A 17030-nucleotide genomic window follows, 5' to 3' on the forward strand; every position below is an offset into this window, starting at 1 on the left:
GCGGATCAGAACCGGATCACGCGGCGTTCGATCCGAATTCAGGCACGGCATCCTTCAGCACGGCGCGGATGGTGGTGCGATCGTCCTTGGCGATCGCCTCTTCCAGCGCGGCGAGCCATTTGCGCAAGGTCGCCATCGGCGGCTCGTTCGGCTTGGCCGCCATGATGCCGGCAATCCCGATCTCGACCGTCGGCTCCTCACTCGCGAACAGGATCTCGTTCAGCCGCTCGCCCGGCCGCATCCCGCTGAAGACAATATCGACGTCGATACCGGGCTGCAGGCCGGACAGGCGTATCATCCGTTCGGCAAGCTCGACGATCTTGACCGGCTGGCCCATTTCGAGAACGTAGACGGAGACGTCGGGCCGCGCCGGCGTCAGCGCATGCGTGGCCGCCGTCAGCACGAGATCGCAGGCTTCGCGGATGGTCATGAAATAGCGCACCATGTCAGGGTGGGTGACGGTGACCGGACCGCCCGCCTCGATCTGCGCCTTGAATTTCGGCACCACCGACCCGTTCGACGCCAGCACATTGCCGAACCGGACCGAGATCAGACGCATATGCGGCTTGTCGCCGAACTGCACCGCGAGATCGTGATCGAGCGCCTGGCAATACATCTCGGCAAAGCGTTTGGTCAGGCCCAACATCGAGACCGGCTCGATTGCCTTGTCGGTGGAGATCATCACCATCGCCTTGGCGCCGGCTTCGCGTGCGGCGTCGGCGACGTTCACCGATCCGAAGATGTTGGTCTTGACGCCCTCGCTCCAGTCGCGCTCGAGGATCGGCACGTGTTTCAGCGCCGCGGCGTGGAACACGATGTCAGGCTTGAATTCGCACATCAGCCGCACGATGCGTTCGCGATCGCGGATGTCGGCGATGCGGCCCTCCACCGTTGCCTGGGTGCCGCGCGCGGCGAGCGACTCGGTGACTGCATAAAGCGCCGGCTCCGAATGCTCGATCACCAGCAGGCGGGCGGCGCCGAACGTCACCACGCGGTCGCAGATTTCGGCACCGATCGAGCCGCCGCCGCCGGTGACGATGACGCTCTTGCCCTTCACCAACCCTTCCAGTCGCGCATAGTCGATGGTCGCGCTCGGGCGCAGCAGGAGGTCCTCGACCGCGACATTGGTCAGCCGCGGCGTGTCGCCCCCCTCGAGCGATGGCAGACGGCTGACCATCAGGCCCAGCCGCTTTGCCCGCATCAGCACCGACTCCGGATGCGCGTCGGGCTCGAACGCCGACGGCGTCATCACCACGCGCTTGATCGGCTTCTCGCGGCTCTGGAACTCGCGGATCACGGTTTCGACGTCGTCGACGCCGCCGAGCACCGGGATGTTGCGGATCTGCTGGCCGAGGTCGGAATTCGACGGCGACAGCACACCGATCGGCCAGATCCGCTTGATCGCGCCGTTCTCGATCCCGCGCAGCACGATCTCGGCATCTGCCGCACGCCCGACCAGGAGCGTCGGCGCGGCGTCCTCGATGCGGGCATGGTGGCGCGTGCGCGAGTAGCGGAAATAGCGGTAACCGAAGCGGAGCGCGCCCAGCGAGAACACCTGGAGGAAGAAATAGAGGATGATGGTGATGCGGCCGAAAAACACGGTTCCGTGGAAGCTCGGCGCGATGAAGATGAAGACGTAGTCGAGGACGACCAGCGCCAGCGTCAGGACCGCCGAGGCACGCAGGATGTTGAGGGCGTCCGGCAGCGAGATGAAACGCCATTTCGAGGTGGTGAGATTGAAGACGTAACAGACGATCACGCTGAAGGCGACGAACCACGGCAGGATGCGCAGCAGCAGCGGCAGGCGATCGGTGAGCAGATCGCCCTCAAAACGCAGATAGAATGCCGCCAGCAGTGCGAACGCGGTCGCGACCGCGTCGTGCATCACGATCAGGAAGTTGCGTGCCGTGAATTGGGAGAAGCGCGTCATGTGACGGATGGGCCAGGGACCAACAAGTTTGCAGCGTTCGGGGCTGCTGATAGCCCATATACAGCGCGCATGCCAGAGATCATGGCGAGACCGAGCTCGCCGGTTTTGCGGCCGCGCCGTCCGATTTCGCCTTCAGCACCATGCCGCCGGCGACGCCGACGCCGAGCACATACATCCAGCCCTCGTGAAAATCGAAGATGTGCGAGTTGAACAACGACGTAAAGATATTCTGCACCACCACCAGGAGCCCGATCCAGTTGACGAGCCCCTCCCCCCGAAACAGTCTCAGATGCCAGAACCAGATGGCATAGAGGATGACGACGCCGACAATGCCCCACTGCACGGCGACATTCAATGTCTGGTTGTGCGGATTACCGACCACGTCGCTGGTCGCCTTGAGCTCCTCGGCGGTCCCCCCGGTCGCGACCTGCGCGAACAGCCCGCGGGTGGAGCCGGTGCCGTGGCCGATCAAGGGTGCATCGGCGATGAAGCCCAGCGATTTGCGCCAATATTCGAGCCGAAGCCCGATCGAGGTCGCCCGGTTCTGCTCCTTGTATTCCCGATAGTCCTTGCTGAAACTCTCCGCCGTTGAGCGCAGTTGCGGCGAGGTCTGCCAGGCGACCGTCGCCAACACCGCCACCGCTCCAACTATTATCAGGATGTTGCGCCATCTCAGATGCAGGAACGCGAACACCGCAAACATCACGGGCACGGTGACCAGCGCCGTCCGCGAAACGATCACAAAGGCCATGTTGACGAAAAAGCTCAAGGCGATCACGGCCAGCAGGCCGGCCAGCGCGAATCTTTTCGCTCGCAGGAGCGTGATGATCGGATAGGCGAGCGCCACCGCACAGAGCGTGAACTCCTGGCTCTGGTCGATGTAGTTCTTCACGAAGATGCCGCGCTCGGCGTCGACAGGCGGTTTCAGCGACAGGCCGGGCTGCAGGAGCACCAGCCAGGACATCACCACCAGGAGTGTGCAGGAGATCAGGAAGGCAGTGAACACCCACATGCCGCGGGTCGAGCGCTCGAAGTGATAGAGCAGGAACGGCAGCACCAGGAGCTTGGCCGTCGGGCTCACGGCATAGGTGCGCGCGCCCCAGGCCGCGTCCGACCACAGCATGCCGACGACCGCGAGCAGGAACAGCGCGATCGGCAGCGCCGCGATCGGCCGCTTCAGCGATTGCAGGAAAGACTTCAGATCGAGCGTCGGCGCGACCACGACCACGAACACCGCGCCGAAGATGCCGACCAGCGAGGTCGACCATGGCAGCGACAGTGCGATCAGCACGGCGACGATGTCGGCCGCTTTGGCCCAGGCGGCCGGGTTGCGCCAGGCCGGCAGCGCCGCGCTTGCGGGAGAAAAGCCCGCCGTCGTGCTCACGCCTTGCCTCCGCGGGCGCGGGCGACCAAGGAGGTCGTGCTGAAGCCGGGCAGGATGTCGACCAGCAGCACCTCGCCGCCATGGGCTTCGACGATTTCATGGCCGACCACCTGCTCGCGGGTATAGTCGCCGCCCTTGACCAGCACGCTCGGCTTGATCGCCGTGATCAGGTTGATCGGCGTGTCCTCCTCGAAAATGGCGACGAGATCGACCGCCTCCAGCGCCGCCAGCACTTCAGCGCGCGCGCGCTCGTCCTGCACCGGGCGTCCCTGCCCTTTCAGCCGCCTGACGGAAGCGTCGCTGTTGAGCCCGACGATGAGCCGATCGCAGGCGCCGCGCGCCGCCGTCAATACCTTGACGTGGCCGGGATGCAGGATGTCGAAACAACCATTGGTGAAGCCGACGCGGAGGCCCTGCCGGCGCCACTCGCTGAGCTGGGCGCCGAGATCGCCGCCGGCCGCGACGATCTTCTCCTCCGCCGCAAGCGAGGCATGCGGCAGGATCTTGCGCCTGAGCTCGGCCGGGCTCACCGTCGCGGTGCCGGTCTTGCCGACGGCGACCGCCGCCGCCGCGCTCGCCACCCGCAGCGCGGTCTCCCAATCGGCCTTGGCCGCGAGCGACAGCGCGAGTGCCGCGGCAACGGTGTCGCCGGCGCCGGAGACGTCGCGGACCTTCACCGGCAACGCCGGCACGTGAACGGCTTCGCCCTCACGCACCACCAGCGTCATGCCGTGCTCGCCCTGCGTCACCAGCATCGCCTCGCAATCGGCGAGCCGCATCGCATCCTCAGCGGCTTCCGCGATCGCATCGGGCGAATCGGCTCGGCTCCGCGTCGCCTCGGCGAATTCCTTGCGGTTGGGGGTGAGCATCGTCGCGCCGCGATAGATCGCCAGATTGAGGCTCTTGGGATCGACGATCACGCGCTTGCCAAGCTTGCGCGCGGCATCGATGGTGTTGCGGATCACGCGCGCCGTCAGCACGCCCTTGGCATAATCGGACAGCAGCACGATGTCGGCGCGGGCGAGCTCGGGGAGGATCGTGTCGATCAGTTGCTGCTCGATTTCGCCTGTCGCTGGCTGCGGCTGCTCCCAGTCCGCGCGCAGCATATGGGTGGAAAAATGCTCGGAGACGAAACGCACCTTCCGCGTGGTCGGGCGCGCGCTGTCGCACACCAGCCGGCTTTCGATGCCGCTCTCTTCCGCCAGCGCCGCTTTCAGCTTCGCGCCCGTTTCGTCCTCGCCGATCAGGCCGACAAAAATGCAACGGCCGCCGAGCGAAGCGATGTTGCGTGCGACATTGCCGGCGCCGCCGACATTGGTCTCGCTGCGCTGGACCGCGATGACAGGCGCCGGCGCCTCCGGCGAGATCCGCGACACCTCGCCATAGACGAATTCGTCCAGCATGAGGTCGCCGATGCAGAGCACGGTCTGCCGGGAAAGCGCCTGCGACAGGGTTTCGAAATCGAGCATCTGTTACCTTGGCCCGTCAGCGATAGCGGTCGGGACGATCGAGGAAGCCGTTCACGTAAGCATCGACGGCGTCCTCGAGCCGCGTGAAACCGCCGTTATAGCCTGCGCGCTGCAGGCGATCGACATCGGCCTGCGTGAAATATTGATAGCTGCCCCTGATATGTTCGGGCATGTCGACATATTCGATGTTCGGCGGCCGCCCAAGCGCGGCATAGGCCGACAGCATCAGATCGCGGAAACTGCGCGCGGTGCCGGTTCCGACATTGAACAGCCCGCTGACCGATGGCGTCGCGAGCAGCCACATCATCACCCGCACGGTATCGTCGACGTAGATGAAATCACGCCGCTGGTCGCCGTCCGCAATGCCATCGCGATGCGACTTGAACAATTGCACCGCGCGGCCGGCCTTGACGTCGTCGAAGCGCCGCGCCAGCACGCTCATCATCGTGCCCTTGTGATATTCGTTCGGGCCAAACACGTTGAAGAATTTCAGTCCCGCCCATTGCGGCGGCAATTTCTCGCCGCGCGCGGCGCGCTCGGCCACAGTGAGATCGAACAGATGCTTGCTCCAGCCGTAGAGATTCATCGGCCGCAGCTTCTTCAGCGCCTCGACGGTCTGCTCGTCGCGAAATCCGGCTTCGCCATCGCCATAGGTCGCGGCCGAGGACGCATAGATCAAAGGCGTCTCATTCGCCGTGCACCAATCGAGCAGCCGCAGCGACAGGCGGAAATTGGTCTCGATCACGAGATCGCCGTCGATCGCCGTGGTCTCGGAGATCGCGCCGAGATGGATGACCGCGTCGAGCCGGCGGCCCGACAGCCAGGCCGGAAGCTCCGCGGGCGGCACGAAATCGGCAAGCTGGCGCTTTGCGAGGTTACGCCATTTGCCGTCATGGCCGAGCATGTCGCAGACGACGACGTCCGTGCGGCCGGCGTCATTCAACGCGGCCACGACATTCGACCCGATAAAACCGGCTCCGCCGGTCACCAGCAACATGCCGATCCCTGCCCTGATTTGTGCGGCGCCAGCTTTGCCCCAGTCCGGCGGCGCAGGCAACTTACTCGGTGGATGAAATGCGGCTCACTTTACCGCCGGATAGAGACGGGCTACCGACGGGGCCGTAACGGCGGCGGGTTCCTGCATAAAAGATATGAATATTGATTCAATAGAAGGCATTGAGGTCGAGGATGCCGGCGATACCCGCCCGATCCTGATCATCCCCTATATGTGGATCGGCGATTTCGTGCGCGGCCATACCGTCGTGCGGGTTCTGAAACAGCGCTGGCCGAATCGCCCCATCGACGTGCTCACGACCTCGCTGTGCGCGCCGCTGGTCGACTACATGCCTGATGTCCGCGGCAAGGTGGTTTGGGATCTGCCGCGCGGCCGGCTTGCGGTGGCGAAACAATTCGGTCTGGCCCGGGAAATTCGCGCCCGCGGCTATCAAACCGCCCTCATCATGCTCCGCACCTGGAAATCGGCGATCGCGCCGACGCTGGCCGGCATTCCGGAGCGGGTGGGCTTCTTCGGCGAGGCGAGGTTCGGCCTCATCAACCGGATGCGCTGGGGTGAAAAGAAGCTGGCCCGCATGGTCGACCAGATGTCGGCACTTGCCCTGCCCGTGGGTGCGCAATTCCCGGCGGAATGGCCGGTGCCGCAGCTTCGGGTTCCCGCTGAGGAAACCGAGCGCTGGCGGGAGGCCAACGGGTTGGGCAGCGGCCCAGCGATCGCGCTGGCGCCGGGCTCGGTCGGTTCGGGCAAACGCTGGACCTACTACGGCGAGGCCGCACGGCTGCTTGCCGCGCGCGGCTTTAACGTCTGGGTGGTCGGAGGGCCCGGCGAGAAGGCGCTGGCCGCGGAGATCGTCGCCGCCGGCGGCGCTGGCGTCCGCGACCTGACCGGCACGGATTTGCGCAACGGCATCCTGGCGATGGCTGCAGCGAGCGTCGCGATCTCGAACGATTCCGGTCTGATGCATGTGGCGGCAGCGCTCGGCACTCCGACCATGGGCATTTTCGGCCCCACCAGCCCCTACCACTGGGCGCCGCTGAACGGCCTGGCCGCCACCGTGGTGACCAAGACGCAGGTGCCATGCCAGCCCTGCCATCGTCCGGTCTGCACTATGAACGACCACCGCTGCATGCGCGACATCCCGGCCGCCGACGTGGCCGACATCGCCGAACGCGTGCTGGCTCAGGCGAGCGCGCGATAGACCGCGGCGATCCCGTTTGCCTCCGCGTCGAGACTGAATTTCTCCACCACGCGCGCCCGCGCCCGCTCCCCCATCGCAGCCGCCACCGCGGGATCGCGCATCAGCGGCTCGAGCGCCGCACAGAGTGCATCGACGTCGCCCGGCGGCACCAGCACGCCGGTGACGCCATCCTCGACCACGAATTCGGCCGCGCCTGCGCGCGCCGCCACGAGCGCCGCGCCTGATGACATCGCCTCGATCAGCGTCAGTCCAAAGCCCTCGTTACGCGAGGTGAACGCGTAGATGGTCAGCCGCTGGTACCAGCGCTCGACCTCCTCGATCGGGACTTCACCGGTGATCCTGATGCGCGACGTCAGCCCAGCAGCCTCGATCGTCTGCTTCAGCCCGTTGGCAAAGCCCTGCTGCTCCGGCACAACGGCGCCGACAAGCACCGCGGAAAAATCCGGATAGCGCGGCAACAGCCGGCACATCGCCTCGACAAAGACGTCGCTGCCCTTCTGCGCACGCACGCGGCCAAAGCAGCCGATCGCATAGCGGCCGGGCAGCCCGCTCTCGGCGAACGCCGCCGCGCGGTCAGCCGGCGGCGCGTAGCGGTCGGTATCGACGCCATGCATCACCACCGTCGCTTCGCGCTTGAGGAAGGACGCAGACAACGCGCTGGTCGCGATCACCGCATCCATCTGCCCAATCAGCCAGCGCGTCAGCCAGGTGTGATGCCGTTGCGCGGCGGACGTGAACACCAGCTTCAAGGGCCAGCCGAGTGCGCGCAACAGGACGCCTGCGATCATCTCGTCGTTGCGCCGCGCGTGCCAGATCAGCGGCGCAGGGCGGCGCCAAAGCTTCAAGAGGTCGACGAAGCCCATGCGCGCGATGCCGTCCGGCGCATGCGAGCCGAGCCAGGCGGCACGGAACATCGCCGCAAGGCGCGGCGCGACCATACGGTTGGTCGCGGTCACGCCCGAATAGCGCCTGTGCAGATTCGGCACGATCAACTGCAGATCAGCGGCCCGATTGTTCTCGATCGGCACGTCAGCTCCCCTTTGCGGGAGTTCGTATACGCAACATTAAGCATAGGGGCCAGTTCTGAAGCTGCGAAACCCCCTCTTCATCGCGACCCCGCTAACATCCCGCGAAAATAACGGGGAGAGGTGAAGTCATGACCGTGCTCGTCACCGGCGGCGCCGGTTATATCGGAAGTCACATGGTGCGCGCGCTGGTCGATGCCGGCGAAACCGTCGTGGTGGTCGACAACCTCTCCACCGGCTTCTCCGCCCTCTTGCCCGAAGGCGTGCCGCTGTTCATCGGCGATGCCGGCGACGAAAATCTCGTCGAGGGCGTGATCGCCCAGCATGGCGTCGAGAGCATCATCCATTTCGCCGGCTCGGTGGTGGTTCCGGAATCGATGCGCGATCCGCTCGGATACTACCGCAACAACACGATGACCACGCAGAGCCTGTTGAACGCCGCGGTCAAGTCCGGCGTCAGCCGCTTCGTCTTCTCGTCCACCGCCGCCGTGTACGGCAATCCCGACGAGGTCCCTGTGCCGGAGACCGCGCCGACGCGCCCGCTGTCGCCCTACGGCATGTCGAAGCTGATGACGGAGATCATGCTGCACGACGTGGCGTCAGCCCATGGCATGAGCTATGCCGTGCTGCGCTATTTCAACGTCGCCGGCGCCGACCCGCTGGGCCGCATCGGGCTTTCCACCATTGGCGCGACGCACCTGCTCAAGGTCGCCGTTGAAGCCGCCACCGGCCAGCGCGCCAAGGTCGACGTGTTCGGCGGCGACTATCCGACACCGGACGGGAGCTGCATCCGCGATTTCATCCATGTCACCGATCTCGCCGAGGCGCATCGCGCCGCGCTGTCTTATTTGCGTGCCGGCGGCAGTTCGGTGACGCTGAATTGCGGCTATGGCCGGGGCTATTCGGTGCTGGAGACGATCGAGGCGGTACGCCGCGTCTCCATGCGCAATTTCGCTGTTTCCTATGCGCCCCGCCGCCCCGGCGACATCATGACCATGGTCGCCGACACCAGCCGCATCCGCGCGCTTCTGGACTGGACGCCGAAATATGACGATCTCGAAACCATTGCGGCACACGCGCTGGCCTGGGAGCAAAAGCTGTTCCTGGAACGCGGCGGCCCGCTCCAGCAGGCGGAATCGGCCTGAAAATCAAGCCGTTATTTGACTTGAAATTGGCTTGAAAAAACACGCTTTCGCAGGCAAGGAGTCATCGGCCTGACGTTGGCGCGCGCCCGCTTCGGGGAACGCGGCGTCAAGGGAACGCGGATGACCGAGCCTCCAAGAAAGATAACCGACGATCCCTATGGGGCGGCGATCCTGATTCGCCGCCTGATCGCCGAGCAAGGATTCGCCTATTGGCGGCGCTATCTGCAGGCGTTCGTCCTGATGGCGATATCGGCCGGCGCCACCGCCGGCGCCGCCTATATCCTGGGTCAGGTGATCAATCAGGCTTATATCGACAAGAACATTCCCGGCATCGCTCTTCTCTCCGGCGTCACCGTCCTGCTGCTGTTCGTCAAGGGCGTGGCGACCTACGGCCACACCGTGATCCTGTCGAAGATCAGCAACGCCATTCTCGCCAACAACCAGCGGCAGCTATTCGCCAAGCTGATGAGCGAAAGCATCGGCTTCTTCTCCGAGCGGCATTCGTCGGAATTCCTGGCGCGGCTGACCGCCGGCGCCAAATCCATCACCGACGTCCTCAACATGCTGATCAACGCCATCGGGCGTGATCTGTTGATGCTGATCGCCATGATCGGCGTAATGGTGTTTCAGGATCCGGTGTTGTCGTTCATCGGGCTTGTGGTGGTGCCGCCGGCGATGCTGATCCTGCGCAAGCTAGTGAAGCGCATCAAGGGCCTCGCCTACAACCAGTTCACCGGCACCGCCGACATTATGGAGACTATGCAGGAATCGCTGCAGGGCATCCGCACCGTGAAGGCGTTCACGCTGGAAGAGACGATGAAGCGGCGCATCGACGAGAACATTACGGCCGTCGAAAACAACGCCAACAAGATGGCGCGCGTCGCCAACCGCTCGAACCCGCTGATGGAGATGCTCGGCGGCTTCGCGGTGGCCGGCTGCCTGATGTATGGCGGGTACAGCGTGGTCGCGCTCAACGCGACTCCCGGCGCATTCTTCTCCTTCATGACGGCCTTCCTGATGGCGACCGAGCCCGCAAAACGTCTGTCGCGGCTCAACATCGACCTCAACAGCCAGTTGGTCGGCGCGCGGATGCTGCTGGAAGTCGTCGATAGTCCCGCAAGCGAACGCTCCGACGACGACAAGCCCCCGCTGAAATTGACGGAAGCGCGGATCGAATTGCGCGATGTCGGCTTTGCCTATCGCCCCGGCGAGCCCGTGCTCGACCACATGAGCTTCGTCGCCGAGCCCGGCAAGGTTACCGCGCTGGTCGGCCCCTCCGGCGGCGGCAAATCGACGGTGCTGGCACTGCTCCTTCGCTTCTATCAGGCGAGCGAGGGCGACATCCTGATCGACGGCCAATCGATCGCCTCGGTATCGCGGCGCTCGCTGCGCCAGCAGACCGCCTATGTCGGCCAGGACGTCTATCTGTTCCGCGACACCATCCGCAGCAACATCGCCTTCGGCAAGCCCGGCGCGACCGAAGATGAGATCGTCGAGGCAGCCAAGGCGGCCTGTGCGCATGACTTCATCACCGGCTTCCCGCTCGGCTACGACACGCCGGTCGGCGAACTCGGCACGCAGCTTTCCGGCGGACAGCGCCAGCGCATCGCGGTGGCACGCGCGCTGATCAAGAACGCGCCGATCATCCTGCTCGATGAGGCCACAGCGGCGCTCGATTCCGAATCCGAGAAGCAGGTGCAGGAGGCGATCGAGCATCTCTGCCAGAACCGCACCACGATCGTGATCGCGCATCGTCTGCACACCATCATGCATGCGGATGCGATTTTGGTGGTCGAAGGCGGCCAGATCGTCGAGCGCGGACGCCATGACGAGCTGTTGCGTCGCGGCGGCCGCTACGCCTCTTTCTTCCGCCTGCAGCATCACGACACCCGCCCGACCCTGGCTCCCATCAGCGCCACGGGTTAGCACATGAAATTGGATCGCATAGCGAACCAGAACGCCGCCGCGCCCCCTCTCCCGCTCGCGGCAGAGGGTTGGGGTGAGGGTGTCTCCACGATGGGACTGTCCCTGTGGGGAGAGAGCCCTCACCCGGATCGCATCTGGCGATGCGATCCGGCCTCTCCCGCAAGCGGGAGAGGTGTTCAGCCAAATCATAGACCACTCACCAACGAGAGCGCTTCATGACCGCCACAGATTACGTCATCCCCGCCCCGCCGCAGGCTTCGCTCCCCGTGGTCGGCGAAACGAAATTGTATCCCGTCCGCCGCATCTGGTGCGTCGGGCGCAACTACCTCGAGCACATCCGCGAGATGGGCAACGACGAACGTGCGCCACCCTTCTTCTTCGCCAAGCACGCCGACATGCTGGTGCCTGACGGCGCCACGATCCCCTATCCGCCGCTGACCAAGGACCTCCACCACGAGGTCGAGCTGGTGGTCGCGATGAAGAGCGGCGGCCTGAACATTCCCGCCGACAAGGCTCTCGACCATGTCTATGGCTATGCCGTCGGCATCGACCTCACCCGCCGCGACCTGCAGATTGCCTCACGCAAGAAAGAGCGGCCGTGGGAGATCGGAAAGTCGTTCGACTATTCCGCACCCTGCTCCGCGCTACAGCCGGCCTCCAAGATCGGCCATCCGTCGAAGGGCAGGATCTGGCTCACGGTCAACGGCAAGGAAACCCAGAAGGGCGACCTCACCGAGCTGATCTGGAACGTGCCCGAGATCATCTGGCAGCTCTCGCAGCAGGTGAAGCTCGCCGCCGGCGATCTCATCATGACGGGAACGCCGGCCGGCGTCTCCCAGCTCCAACCCGGCGACAAGCTCGAATGCGGCGTCGACGGCGTCGGCACGCTGAAGGTGTCGATCGGAGAACCGGAGTAACACTCCGGCGCGTCACCACGCCCACGGCTGTCATTCCGGGCTCACGCTGCGCATCGTCCCGGAATGACGGCTGAGATTGGTAGGGTGGGCAAAGCGCCGCGTGCCCACCATCCAGGGGCAGCGCAAGAACGGTGGGCACGCTCCGCTTTGCCCACCCTCATATGGGGCTTTGTGAGTCAAGGCTCTTGAACCGGTGCGGGTTGGGTTTTTGCAGTGAGAGGGCGGCGCGCGGAGCCATGCGTAGCGTAGCGCGACGACCGGGCCCCGGGCGAGGATTGGCTTCCGAAGATTTCTGCAGCTCACTGCATCACCTCATATCCGGTCGGATCGGCTGATCCGTACCCACATTCCGCATGCTTGCGGCGAGGAAGCCAAGAGGATGAGACCCATCTACAAAGCGGCCTGGTTGGGCCCCTGGGTGGCACGGTCATCATCCATCCTGTACGGGGCGCGCGGCGCGGAGCCGCCTCGCCCTGGTGGCGTGGTCCGGTGCTAGGCCTTCATCACGGCCTGCTCCGGAACAAGGCCGGTGGTGAGATAGCGCCACAGCGCCACGATCAGCTTGCGCGCCAGCGCGACGATGGCGATGCGCTTGGCGCGCTTGCCGGCGTTTTCGGTGCGGGTGCGGAACCAGCGGCTGAGCGCGCTGTCCGGCTGATGGCGCAGCCAGAGCCAGGCCAGTTCGATCGTCTTGTGGCGGGCGCGCCGGTTGCCGGCCTTGCTGATCCCCTGCTCGCGATCGATGCTGCCGCTTTGCCAGGGACTGGGCGCCAATCCGCAATAGCTGGCGACCTCGCGCCGGTTGCGGAAGTCCTTGTAGAACACCTCGTTCACCAGCGTCGTGGCAAACGCCGGGCCGAGCGCCTTGAGCTGCTGCAACTGATCCCGTCGCTTCGCCATCGGCGCCGGCGCCGCGGCGGCTTCCGCCGCGACTTCTGCCGCGACTTCTGTAGCGACTTGGGCCTGCTCCAGCGCCTTGAGCTGGTCGCGCACCAGCATCAGCCGGGCATGCTCGCGCTTCACTTCGGCCAGAAGCTGCGGCGGCAGCGGCTGCCCTTGCCAGTCCCGCTGCTGCTCCAGCCAGGCGAGCCAGGTCCGTCGTCGCAAGGTGCCGGCCGCCATGCCCAACAGGCGCAGCAGCGCCTTGATCCGGTTGGTGTGCCCCGTCTGCTCATTCACCAGTCGTTCGCGTTCGCGGCTGGCGCGCCGGGCGTCCTCCTCGGCCACGCTCGGCACCCGGACGATTCGCACCACCCGCGGCTCGCCTCGCAAATGGGCCATCAAGGTGCGCAGCAGAAGCTCACCATCGATCCGGTCTGTCTTCGCCCGCCGCGCCCGTTGCTCCACCGCGATGCTCGCCGGGTCGAAGATGAAGTTGGTGATCCCAGCCGCCGCGAGCAGCCGGTGCAGCCAGAAGCCGTCATAGCCAGCCTCGTAGCAGCTCACCACCCGCGGCGCCGCTCCAAGCTTCGCAGTCGCCCGGGCCTTGACCTGCTCGATCAGCGCCAGCAGCCCGGCGTGATCGCCGCCTTCCAGCTTGTGGCGCGATATCCGGTCCCGATCCGGACTGTGCAGCGTCACCAGCCACGTCTTCTGACTCAGTTCGATCGCAACGAAAATCGTGCCACAATGCCCGGCGGTGGGCGTGTTCTTGGTCAATGCTTGCATCAGACTCTCCGATGGTTCGAGTGTGGAAACCCAAACCTACCGGAAAGGGCACGCTCACCGCCCCATGGAATCTACAATTCTACGAATTCACGTGCCTTTCCGAAGCCTGCGATGCGGCCGGGCCGAGATGCGTCTTCTCGTACTCCAGCCACAACTCAAGCAGAGACATGAACATCACCACGGCGCCAGCGACGATGCTGAAATGCATCGCGCGGGTGTGCGCGAAGCTGAGCAGCCATGGTGACACGATCAGCCAGCCCCCGACGAAGAGGTTGATCCATTCTTCCCAAACGGAAAATGCAATCATCGCCGCCAGCGACAGGATCGCGATCGCCGCACCGCTTAGGCGCAGATCGATCGCTGCCGTCGGGTTGGCATGGGCAAACATCCACGGTGCGGCAATCAGGAAGATCGCTGCTGCCAGATTGTAGAGATCGAGCGCCGATTCATTCCGCCATTTCAACATGCCGTTTCTCCTTCTTATGCCCGCCGCCGCGATCGCCAGTCCCATCAGGAGCAGCGTCGCGATCAGCGTCGATTTGCGGCCGATGCGGTCGCCATAGTGCCCGAAGATCGCAGCACCGATCGGCCGCGCGACAAAGCCGACCGCATAAATGGCAAATGCCTCGAGCGTACCGACCCAAGGGTCGGAATGCGGGAAGAACAGCTTTGCGAAAACGAGCCCGGTGACGGTGCTGTAGAGGAAGAAGTCATACCATTCGATCGCGGTCCCAATCGTGGAGGCGACGACGGCGCGACGAAGCTGAACCTGGTGCTCGGACGGGGAGAGTGGTGTGACGTCGAGTGTTGCCACTAAGCATTCCTCCGACGCCCCCTCTTTTCTGATCGTGACGAAACGCGCCAGACTATTGAACGTTCCAACGACGTGGGGAGCGACGGCTGGACCTCAAGTGGATCGGCTGACCGAAGGCGAACACGATCGCTTGCGTCCTCGCGACCAGCACGCCGCTTCATTCCTGCGCAGGCCCAGCGATGCCAGCGCAAGAAGCTCACGGAAATTTCAAGAAGCTCACGGAAATTTAATGTGGCCGCGGGACTTAGTGCCTTTTTCGTCAGGCACAACCATATTAACAGAAAATCAAAACCAAGAAAAAACGACGGGATGGAAGCAATGAAGCGAGGAATTGTCGTTTTCGCCTGTCTCTGCGCCCTTTCCGGCGCGGCCTATTTTGGCGTGAGCAAGTGGGGAATTCGGCACGAGAGCTTGAGTCTCTATGATGAGACCCGACAACGGCTGGTGCCGGTCGATCTTGCCGTGCGTGCGGATTACGAGATGAAGGCCAATGCCAGATTCTGGAAGCTCCCGGTCGCGATCATCAGCAACGGCAACACGGTCAAGAACACCGAGTATTCGTTCCTGGAAAACGTGCTAGCCGCGGACGGATATCTGGTCGCAAGCATTCAACAGGATATTCCGACCGACCCTCCGCTGGTGACGAAGGTGGGACTGCCCTATGTCGGCAGGCTTGGCGTCTACAAGAAGGGCGAAGCCAATATTGGCTTTGTGCTCTCGAAGCTGAGGACGCTTGAGCCCAATGCCGTCTACGATCATCTGACGCTCGTCGGCCATTCGAATGGCGGCGATATCGCCATGTACTACGCCAAGCAACATCCCGAACTGGTATCAAAGGTGATCACGCTGGACAATCTGCGCGTTCCCTTCGTGCTTGACCACAGGCTGAAGATCCTGTCGTTCCGCTCGAAAGACCCCAACTTCAAGACCGATCCCGGCGTGTTGCCGGCCCCTGAACAGGCCAACAAGCAAGTTATCGATATCATCAATACGCAATTCCAGCATACCGACATGTGCGACCGTGGACCTTATTCGGTCAAGCACAGGATCCAGGCTACGCTCGACGAGTTTCTCACCAAGGGCAGCAGCAGCGAACTGGCGCCTGCGCCGACCGACAGTCCGCTCGTTGCCAACGCCGGTGCGGCGCTTCCGTAGGACCGTAGGGCGGATTACCGCAGCGCCGACGCGACGATCAGGCCGAGGATCAGCACCGCCAGCGAATATTTCAGCGTATAGTAGACGCTCCGATTCCACTCCTTCACGCGGCGGCTGGCCAGGTGAATCTCGTAGAGCTTGCCGAACACCTTGTTTAGAACGCCGACATGCTCGCCATCCACGTTCTGCGTGGCGGAGGCCTTGACGATGTGATGGCTCACCCAGCGGTTGACCGCGGTTATGAAGCCGTACTTCATCGGGCGTTCGACGTCGCAGAACAGGATGATGCGGTTGACGTCGGTCGCGTTCTCGGCGTGGTGGATGAAGGTCTCGTCGAACATGAACGCCTGGCCGTCGCGCCAGACGCATTCGACGCCGTCGACCAGGATCCGGCATTTGTTTGAGTTGGGGGTGACCAGCCCGAGGTGATAGCGCAGCGAGCCGGCGAAGGGATCGCGGTGCGCGCCGAGCTTGCCGCCGGGCGGCAGCATCGCGAACATCGCGCCGTGCACGGACGGAATCGAGTTCAACAGCTCAACGGTCTTCGGGCACAGCGCGCGCGCCGACGGCAGGAAGTCGTCGTACCACTTCAGGTAAAAGCGCTTCCAGCCGCTCTTGAAGAAGGAATAAAAGCCCCAGTCGTTGTTCTTCGCAGCCGCGCGGATAAAGCCCTCGTCGAACAGTCGCACCGCTTCGTCGCGGATCGTCTCCCAATTCTCGCCGAGCTTGGCGAGTTCGGGAAATTTCTCGACCGGGATCACCGGCGTGTTCGGAACGGCGGAGCCGGCGTACATCAGCACGTTGTAGGGCGCGAGATAGGTCGAGTGATCGCCGAGCTGGCGGGCGAAGCGCAGCCGCTCGCGGCCGCGGAAATGTACATAGATGGTGGATGCCGCAAGAATGTAGAGGATCACAAGCTGCGGCGCGAAGAGCGTTTTCAACATGGTAGTCTCATGATCGTGGTCACCGACCACTCCCGTTTTTCCTATACCCAACGGAGTCGCACAAGCCAATCCGGAGGAGGCTTTCGGGGCCGGCGCGCAGGGACGAATTTTCCGTGCAATTTCAACGTTGAATCGGGTCGTCCAGTCCCTGCTCACCAAAATTTTCCCCTTAACCCGTCGGGCAAATCACATTTATAACCCCGCGCCATCTCACCCGATGAGAGGGGCGGATCGCGATCGTCACGAACGCGTGGTGGGATGCGGTGGACGCGGGTATCACGACTGACGAGCGCGACTATCCGTGGACGGCGAAGTCGTGTGGTCCTGGCGCCCCGACGCTGGCGCTAAGTTTTTTGCGCGAACTTTTTTCGCGCAAGAGGCGACGGTGGCAAGAAAGCCCGGTCACCGGGGAGAGCACGAAGTAAGCCGTAAAACCATCG

General features: G+C 64.0%; 13 protein-coding genes. 5 read left to right on the forward strand and 8 right to left on the reverse strand.

Translation table 11 applies throughout. From position 1 onward, the window contains the following. Positions 1 to 16 precede the first annotated feature (16 nt). The 4 genes from ACVJGD_RS13245 to rfaD form a co-directional block, all read right to left on the reverse strand. Positions 17 to 1930 (reverse strand): polysaccharide biosynthesis protein, encoded by a 1914-nt coding sequence (locus tag ACVJGD_RS13245; RefSeq protein ID WP_456634747.1) that lies wholly within the window; start codon positions 1928 to 1930, stop codon positions 17 to 19. Positions 1931 to 2009: 79 nt separating this feature from the next. Next, positions 2010 to 3314 (reverse strand): O-antigen ligase family protein, encoded by a 1305-nt coding sequence (locus tag ACVJGD_RS13250; RefSeq protein WP_456634748.1) that lies wholly within the window; start codon positions 3312 to 3314, stop codon positions 2010 to 2012. Further along, positions 3311 to 4783, reverse strand: coding sequence for a D-glycero-beta-D-manno-heptose-7-phosphate kinase (rfaE1, locus tag ACVJGD_RS13255; RefSeq protein WP_456634749.1), 1473 nt, complete (start codon positions 4781 to 4783; stop codon positions 3311 to 3313). The genes ACVJGD_RS13250 and rfaE1 overlap by 4 nt, the downstream gene beginning before the upstream one ends. Positions 4784 to 4799: 16 nt before the next feature. Further along, on the reverse strand, positions 4800 to 5780 hold the full coding sequence (gene rfaD / locus ACVJGD_RS13260) for an ADP-glyceromanno-heptose 6-epimerase (RefSeq protein ID WP_456634750.1): 981 nt from the start codon (positions 5778 to 5780) through the stop codon (positions 4800 to 4802). Positions 5781 to 5934: 154 nt separating this feature from the next. On the opposite strand from rfaD, the gene waaF reads away from it, so the two are divergent. After that, positions 5935 to 6996 carry a lipopolysaccharide heptosyltransferase II gene (gene waaF, locus ACVJGD_RS13265; RefSeq protein WP_456634751.1) on the forward strand — a complete coding sequence of 354 codons (1062 nt, stop codon included), beginning with the start codon at positions 5935 to 5937 and terminating at the stop codon, positions 6994 to 6996. Here waaF and ACVJGD_RS13270 read toward each other — a convergent pair. Then, positions 6978 to 8024 (reverse strand): glycosyltransferase family 4 protein, encoded by a 1047-nt coding sequence (locus tag ACVJGD_RS13270; protein ID WP_456634752.1) that lies wholly within the window; start codon positions 8022 to 8024, stop codon positions 6978 to 6980. The two genes, waaF and ACVJGD_RS13270, sit on opposite strands and share 19 nt — an antisense overlap. A gap of 128 nt (positions 8025 to 8152) precedes the next feature. Here ACVJGD_RS13270 and galE point away from each other — a divergent pair, with 128 nt between their 5' ends. The 3 genes from galE (at position 8153) to ACVJGD_RS13285 (ending at position 12009) form a co-directional block, all read left to right on the forward strand. Then, on the forward strand, positions 8153 to 9166 hold the full coding sequence (gene galE / locus ACVJGD_RS13275) for a UDP-glucose 4-epimerase GalE (RefSeq protein ID WP_456634753.1): 1014 nt from the start codon (positions 8153 to 8155) through the stop codon (positions 9164 to 9166). 120 nt (positions 9167 to 9286) lie between these two features. Next, a complete protein-coding gene (locus tag ACVJGD_RS13280; protein ID WP_456634754.1) occupies positions 9287 to 11092 on the forward strand; it encodes an ABC transporter ATP-binding protein in 1806 nt (601 codons plus the stop codon). Positions 11093 to 11307: 215 nt separating this feature from the next. After that, positions 11308 to 12009, forward strand: a complete 702-nt coding sequence (locus tag ACVJGD_RS13285) for a fumarylacetoacetate hydrolase family protein (protein WP_456634755.1) — start codon at positions 11308 to 11310, stop codon at positions 12007 to 12009. Positions 12010 to 12501: 492 nt separating this feature from the next. Here the strand turns inward: ACVJGD_RS13285 and ACVJGD_RS13290 are convergent, their stop codons facing one another. Together ACVJGD_RS13290 and ACVJGD_RS13295 are read right to left on the reverse strand one after the other, a co-directional pair. Further along, complete coding sequence (locus ACVJGD_RS13290; protein WP_456633344.1) at positions 12502 to 13677, reverse strand: IS110 family RNA-guided transposase; 1176 nt, start codon at positions 13675 to 13677, stop codon at positions 12502 to 12504. Between the two features lie 79 nt (positions 13678 to 13756). Next, positions 13757 to 14491 (reverse strand): SPW repeat domain-containing protein, encoded by a 735-nt coding sequence (locus ACVJGD_RS13295; protein ID WP_456634756.1) that lies wholly within the window; start codon positions 14489 to 14491, stop codon positions 13757 to 13759. Positions 14492 to 14809: 318 nt separating this feature from the next. Between ACVJGD_RS13295 and ACVJGD_RS13300 the strand changes: the two genes are divergently transcribed. Continuing rightward, positions 14810 to 15646, forward strand: a complete 837-nt coding sequence (locus ACVJGD_RS13300; protein ID WP_456634757.1) for an alpha/beta fold hydrolase — start codon at positions 14810 to 14812, stop codon at positions 15644 to 15646. A gap of 14 nt (positions 15647 to 15660) precedes the next feature. Here the strand turns inward: ACVJGD_RS13300 and ACVJGD_RS13305 are convergent, their stop codons facing one another. Continuing rightward, a complete protein-coding gene (locus ACVJGD_RS13305) occupies positions 15661 to 16590 on the reverse strand; it encodes an aspartyl/asparaginyl beta-hydroxylase domain-containing protein (RefSeq protein ID WP_456634758.1) in 930 nt (309 codons plus the stop codon). Positions 16591 to 17030 lie beyond the last annotated feature (440 nt).

The sequence above is a fragment of the Bradyrhizobium sp. USDA 10063 genome (assembly GCF_054063735.1).

What these genes read in the sequence shown, in the direction of transcription:
- ACVJGD_RS13305 (WP_456634758.1), bottom strand. Translation starts at nt 16,590, where the DNA reads ATGTTGAAAACGCTCTTCGCGCCGCAGCTTGTGATCCTCTACATTCTT.
- rfaD (WP_456634750.1), bottom strand. Translation starts at nt 5,780, where the DNA reads ATGTTGCTGGTGACCGGCGGAGCCGGTTTTATCGGGTCGAATGTCGTG.
- ACVJGD_RS13290 (WP_456633344.1), bottom strand. Translation starts at nt 13,677, where the DNA reads ATGCAAGCATTGACCAAGAACACGCCCACCGCCGGGCATTGTGGCACG.
- ACVJGD_RS13280 (WP_456634754.1), top strand. Translation starts at nt 9,287, where the DNA reads ATGACCGAGCCTCCAAGAAAGATAACCGACGATCCCTATGGGGCGGCG.
- rfaE1 (WP_456634749.1), bottom strand. Translation starts at nt 4,783, where the DNA reads ATGCTCGATTTCGAAACCCTGTCGCAGGCGCTTTCCCGGCAGACCGTG.
- waaF (WP_456634751.1), top strand. Translation starts at nt 5,935, where the DNA reads ATGAATATTGATTCAATAGAAGGCATTGAGGTCGAGGATGCCGGCGAT.
- galE (WP_456634753.1), top strand. Translation starts at nt 8,153, where the DNA reads ATGACCGTGCTCGTCACCGGCGGCGCCGGTTATATCGGAAGTCACATG.
- ACVJGD_RS13245 (WP_456634747.1), bottom strand. Translation starts at nt 1,930, where the DNA reads ATGACGCGCTTCTCCCAATTCACGGCACGCAACTTCCTGATCGTGATG.
- ACVJGD_RS13300 (WP_456634757.1), top strand. Translation starts at nt 14,810, where the DNA reads ATGAAGCGAGGAATTGTCGTTTTCGCCTGTCTCTGCGCCCTTTCCGGC.
- ACVJGD_RS13285 (WP_456634755.1), top strand. Translation starts at nt 11,308, where the DNA reads ATGACCGCCACAGATTACGTCATCCCCGCCCCGCCGCAGGCTTCGCTC.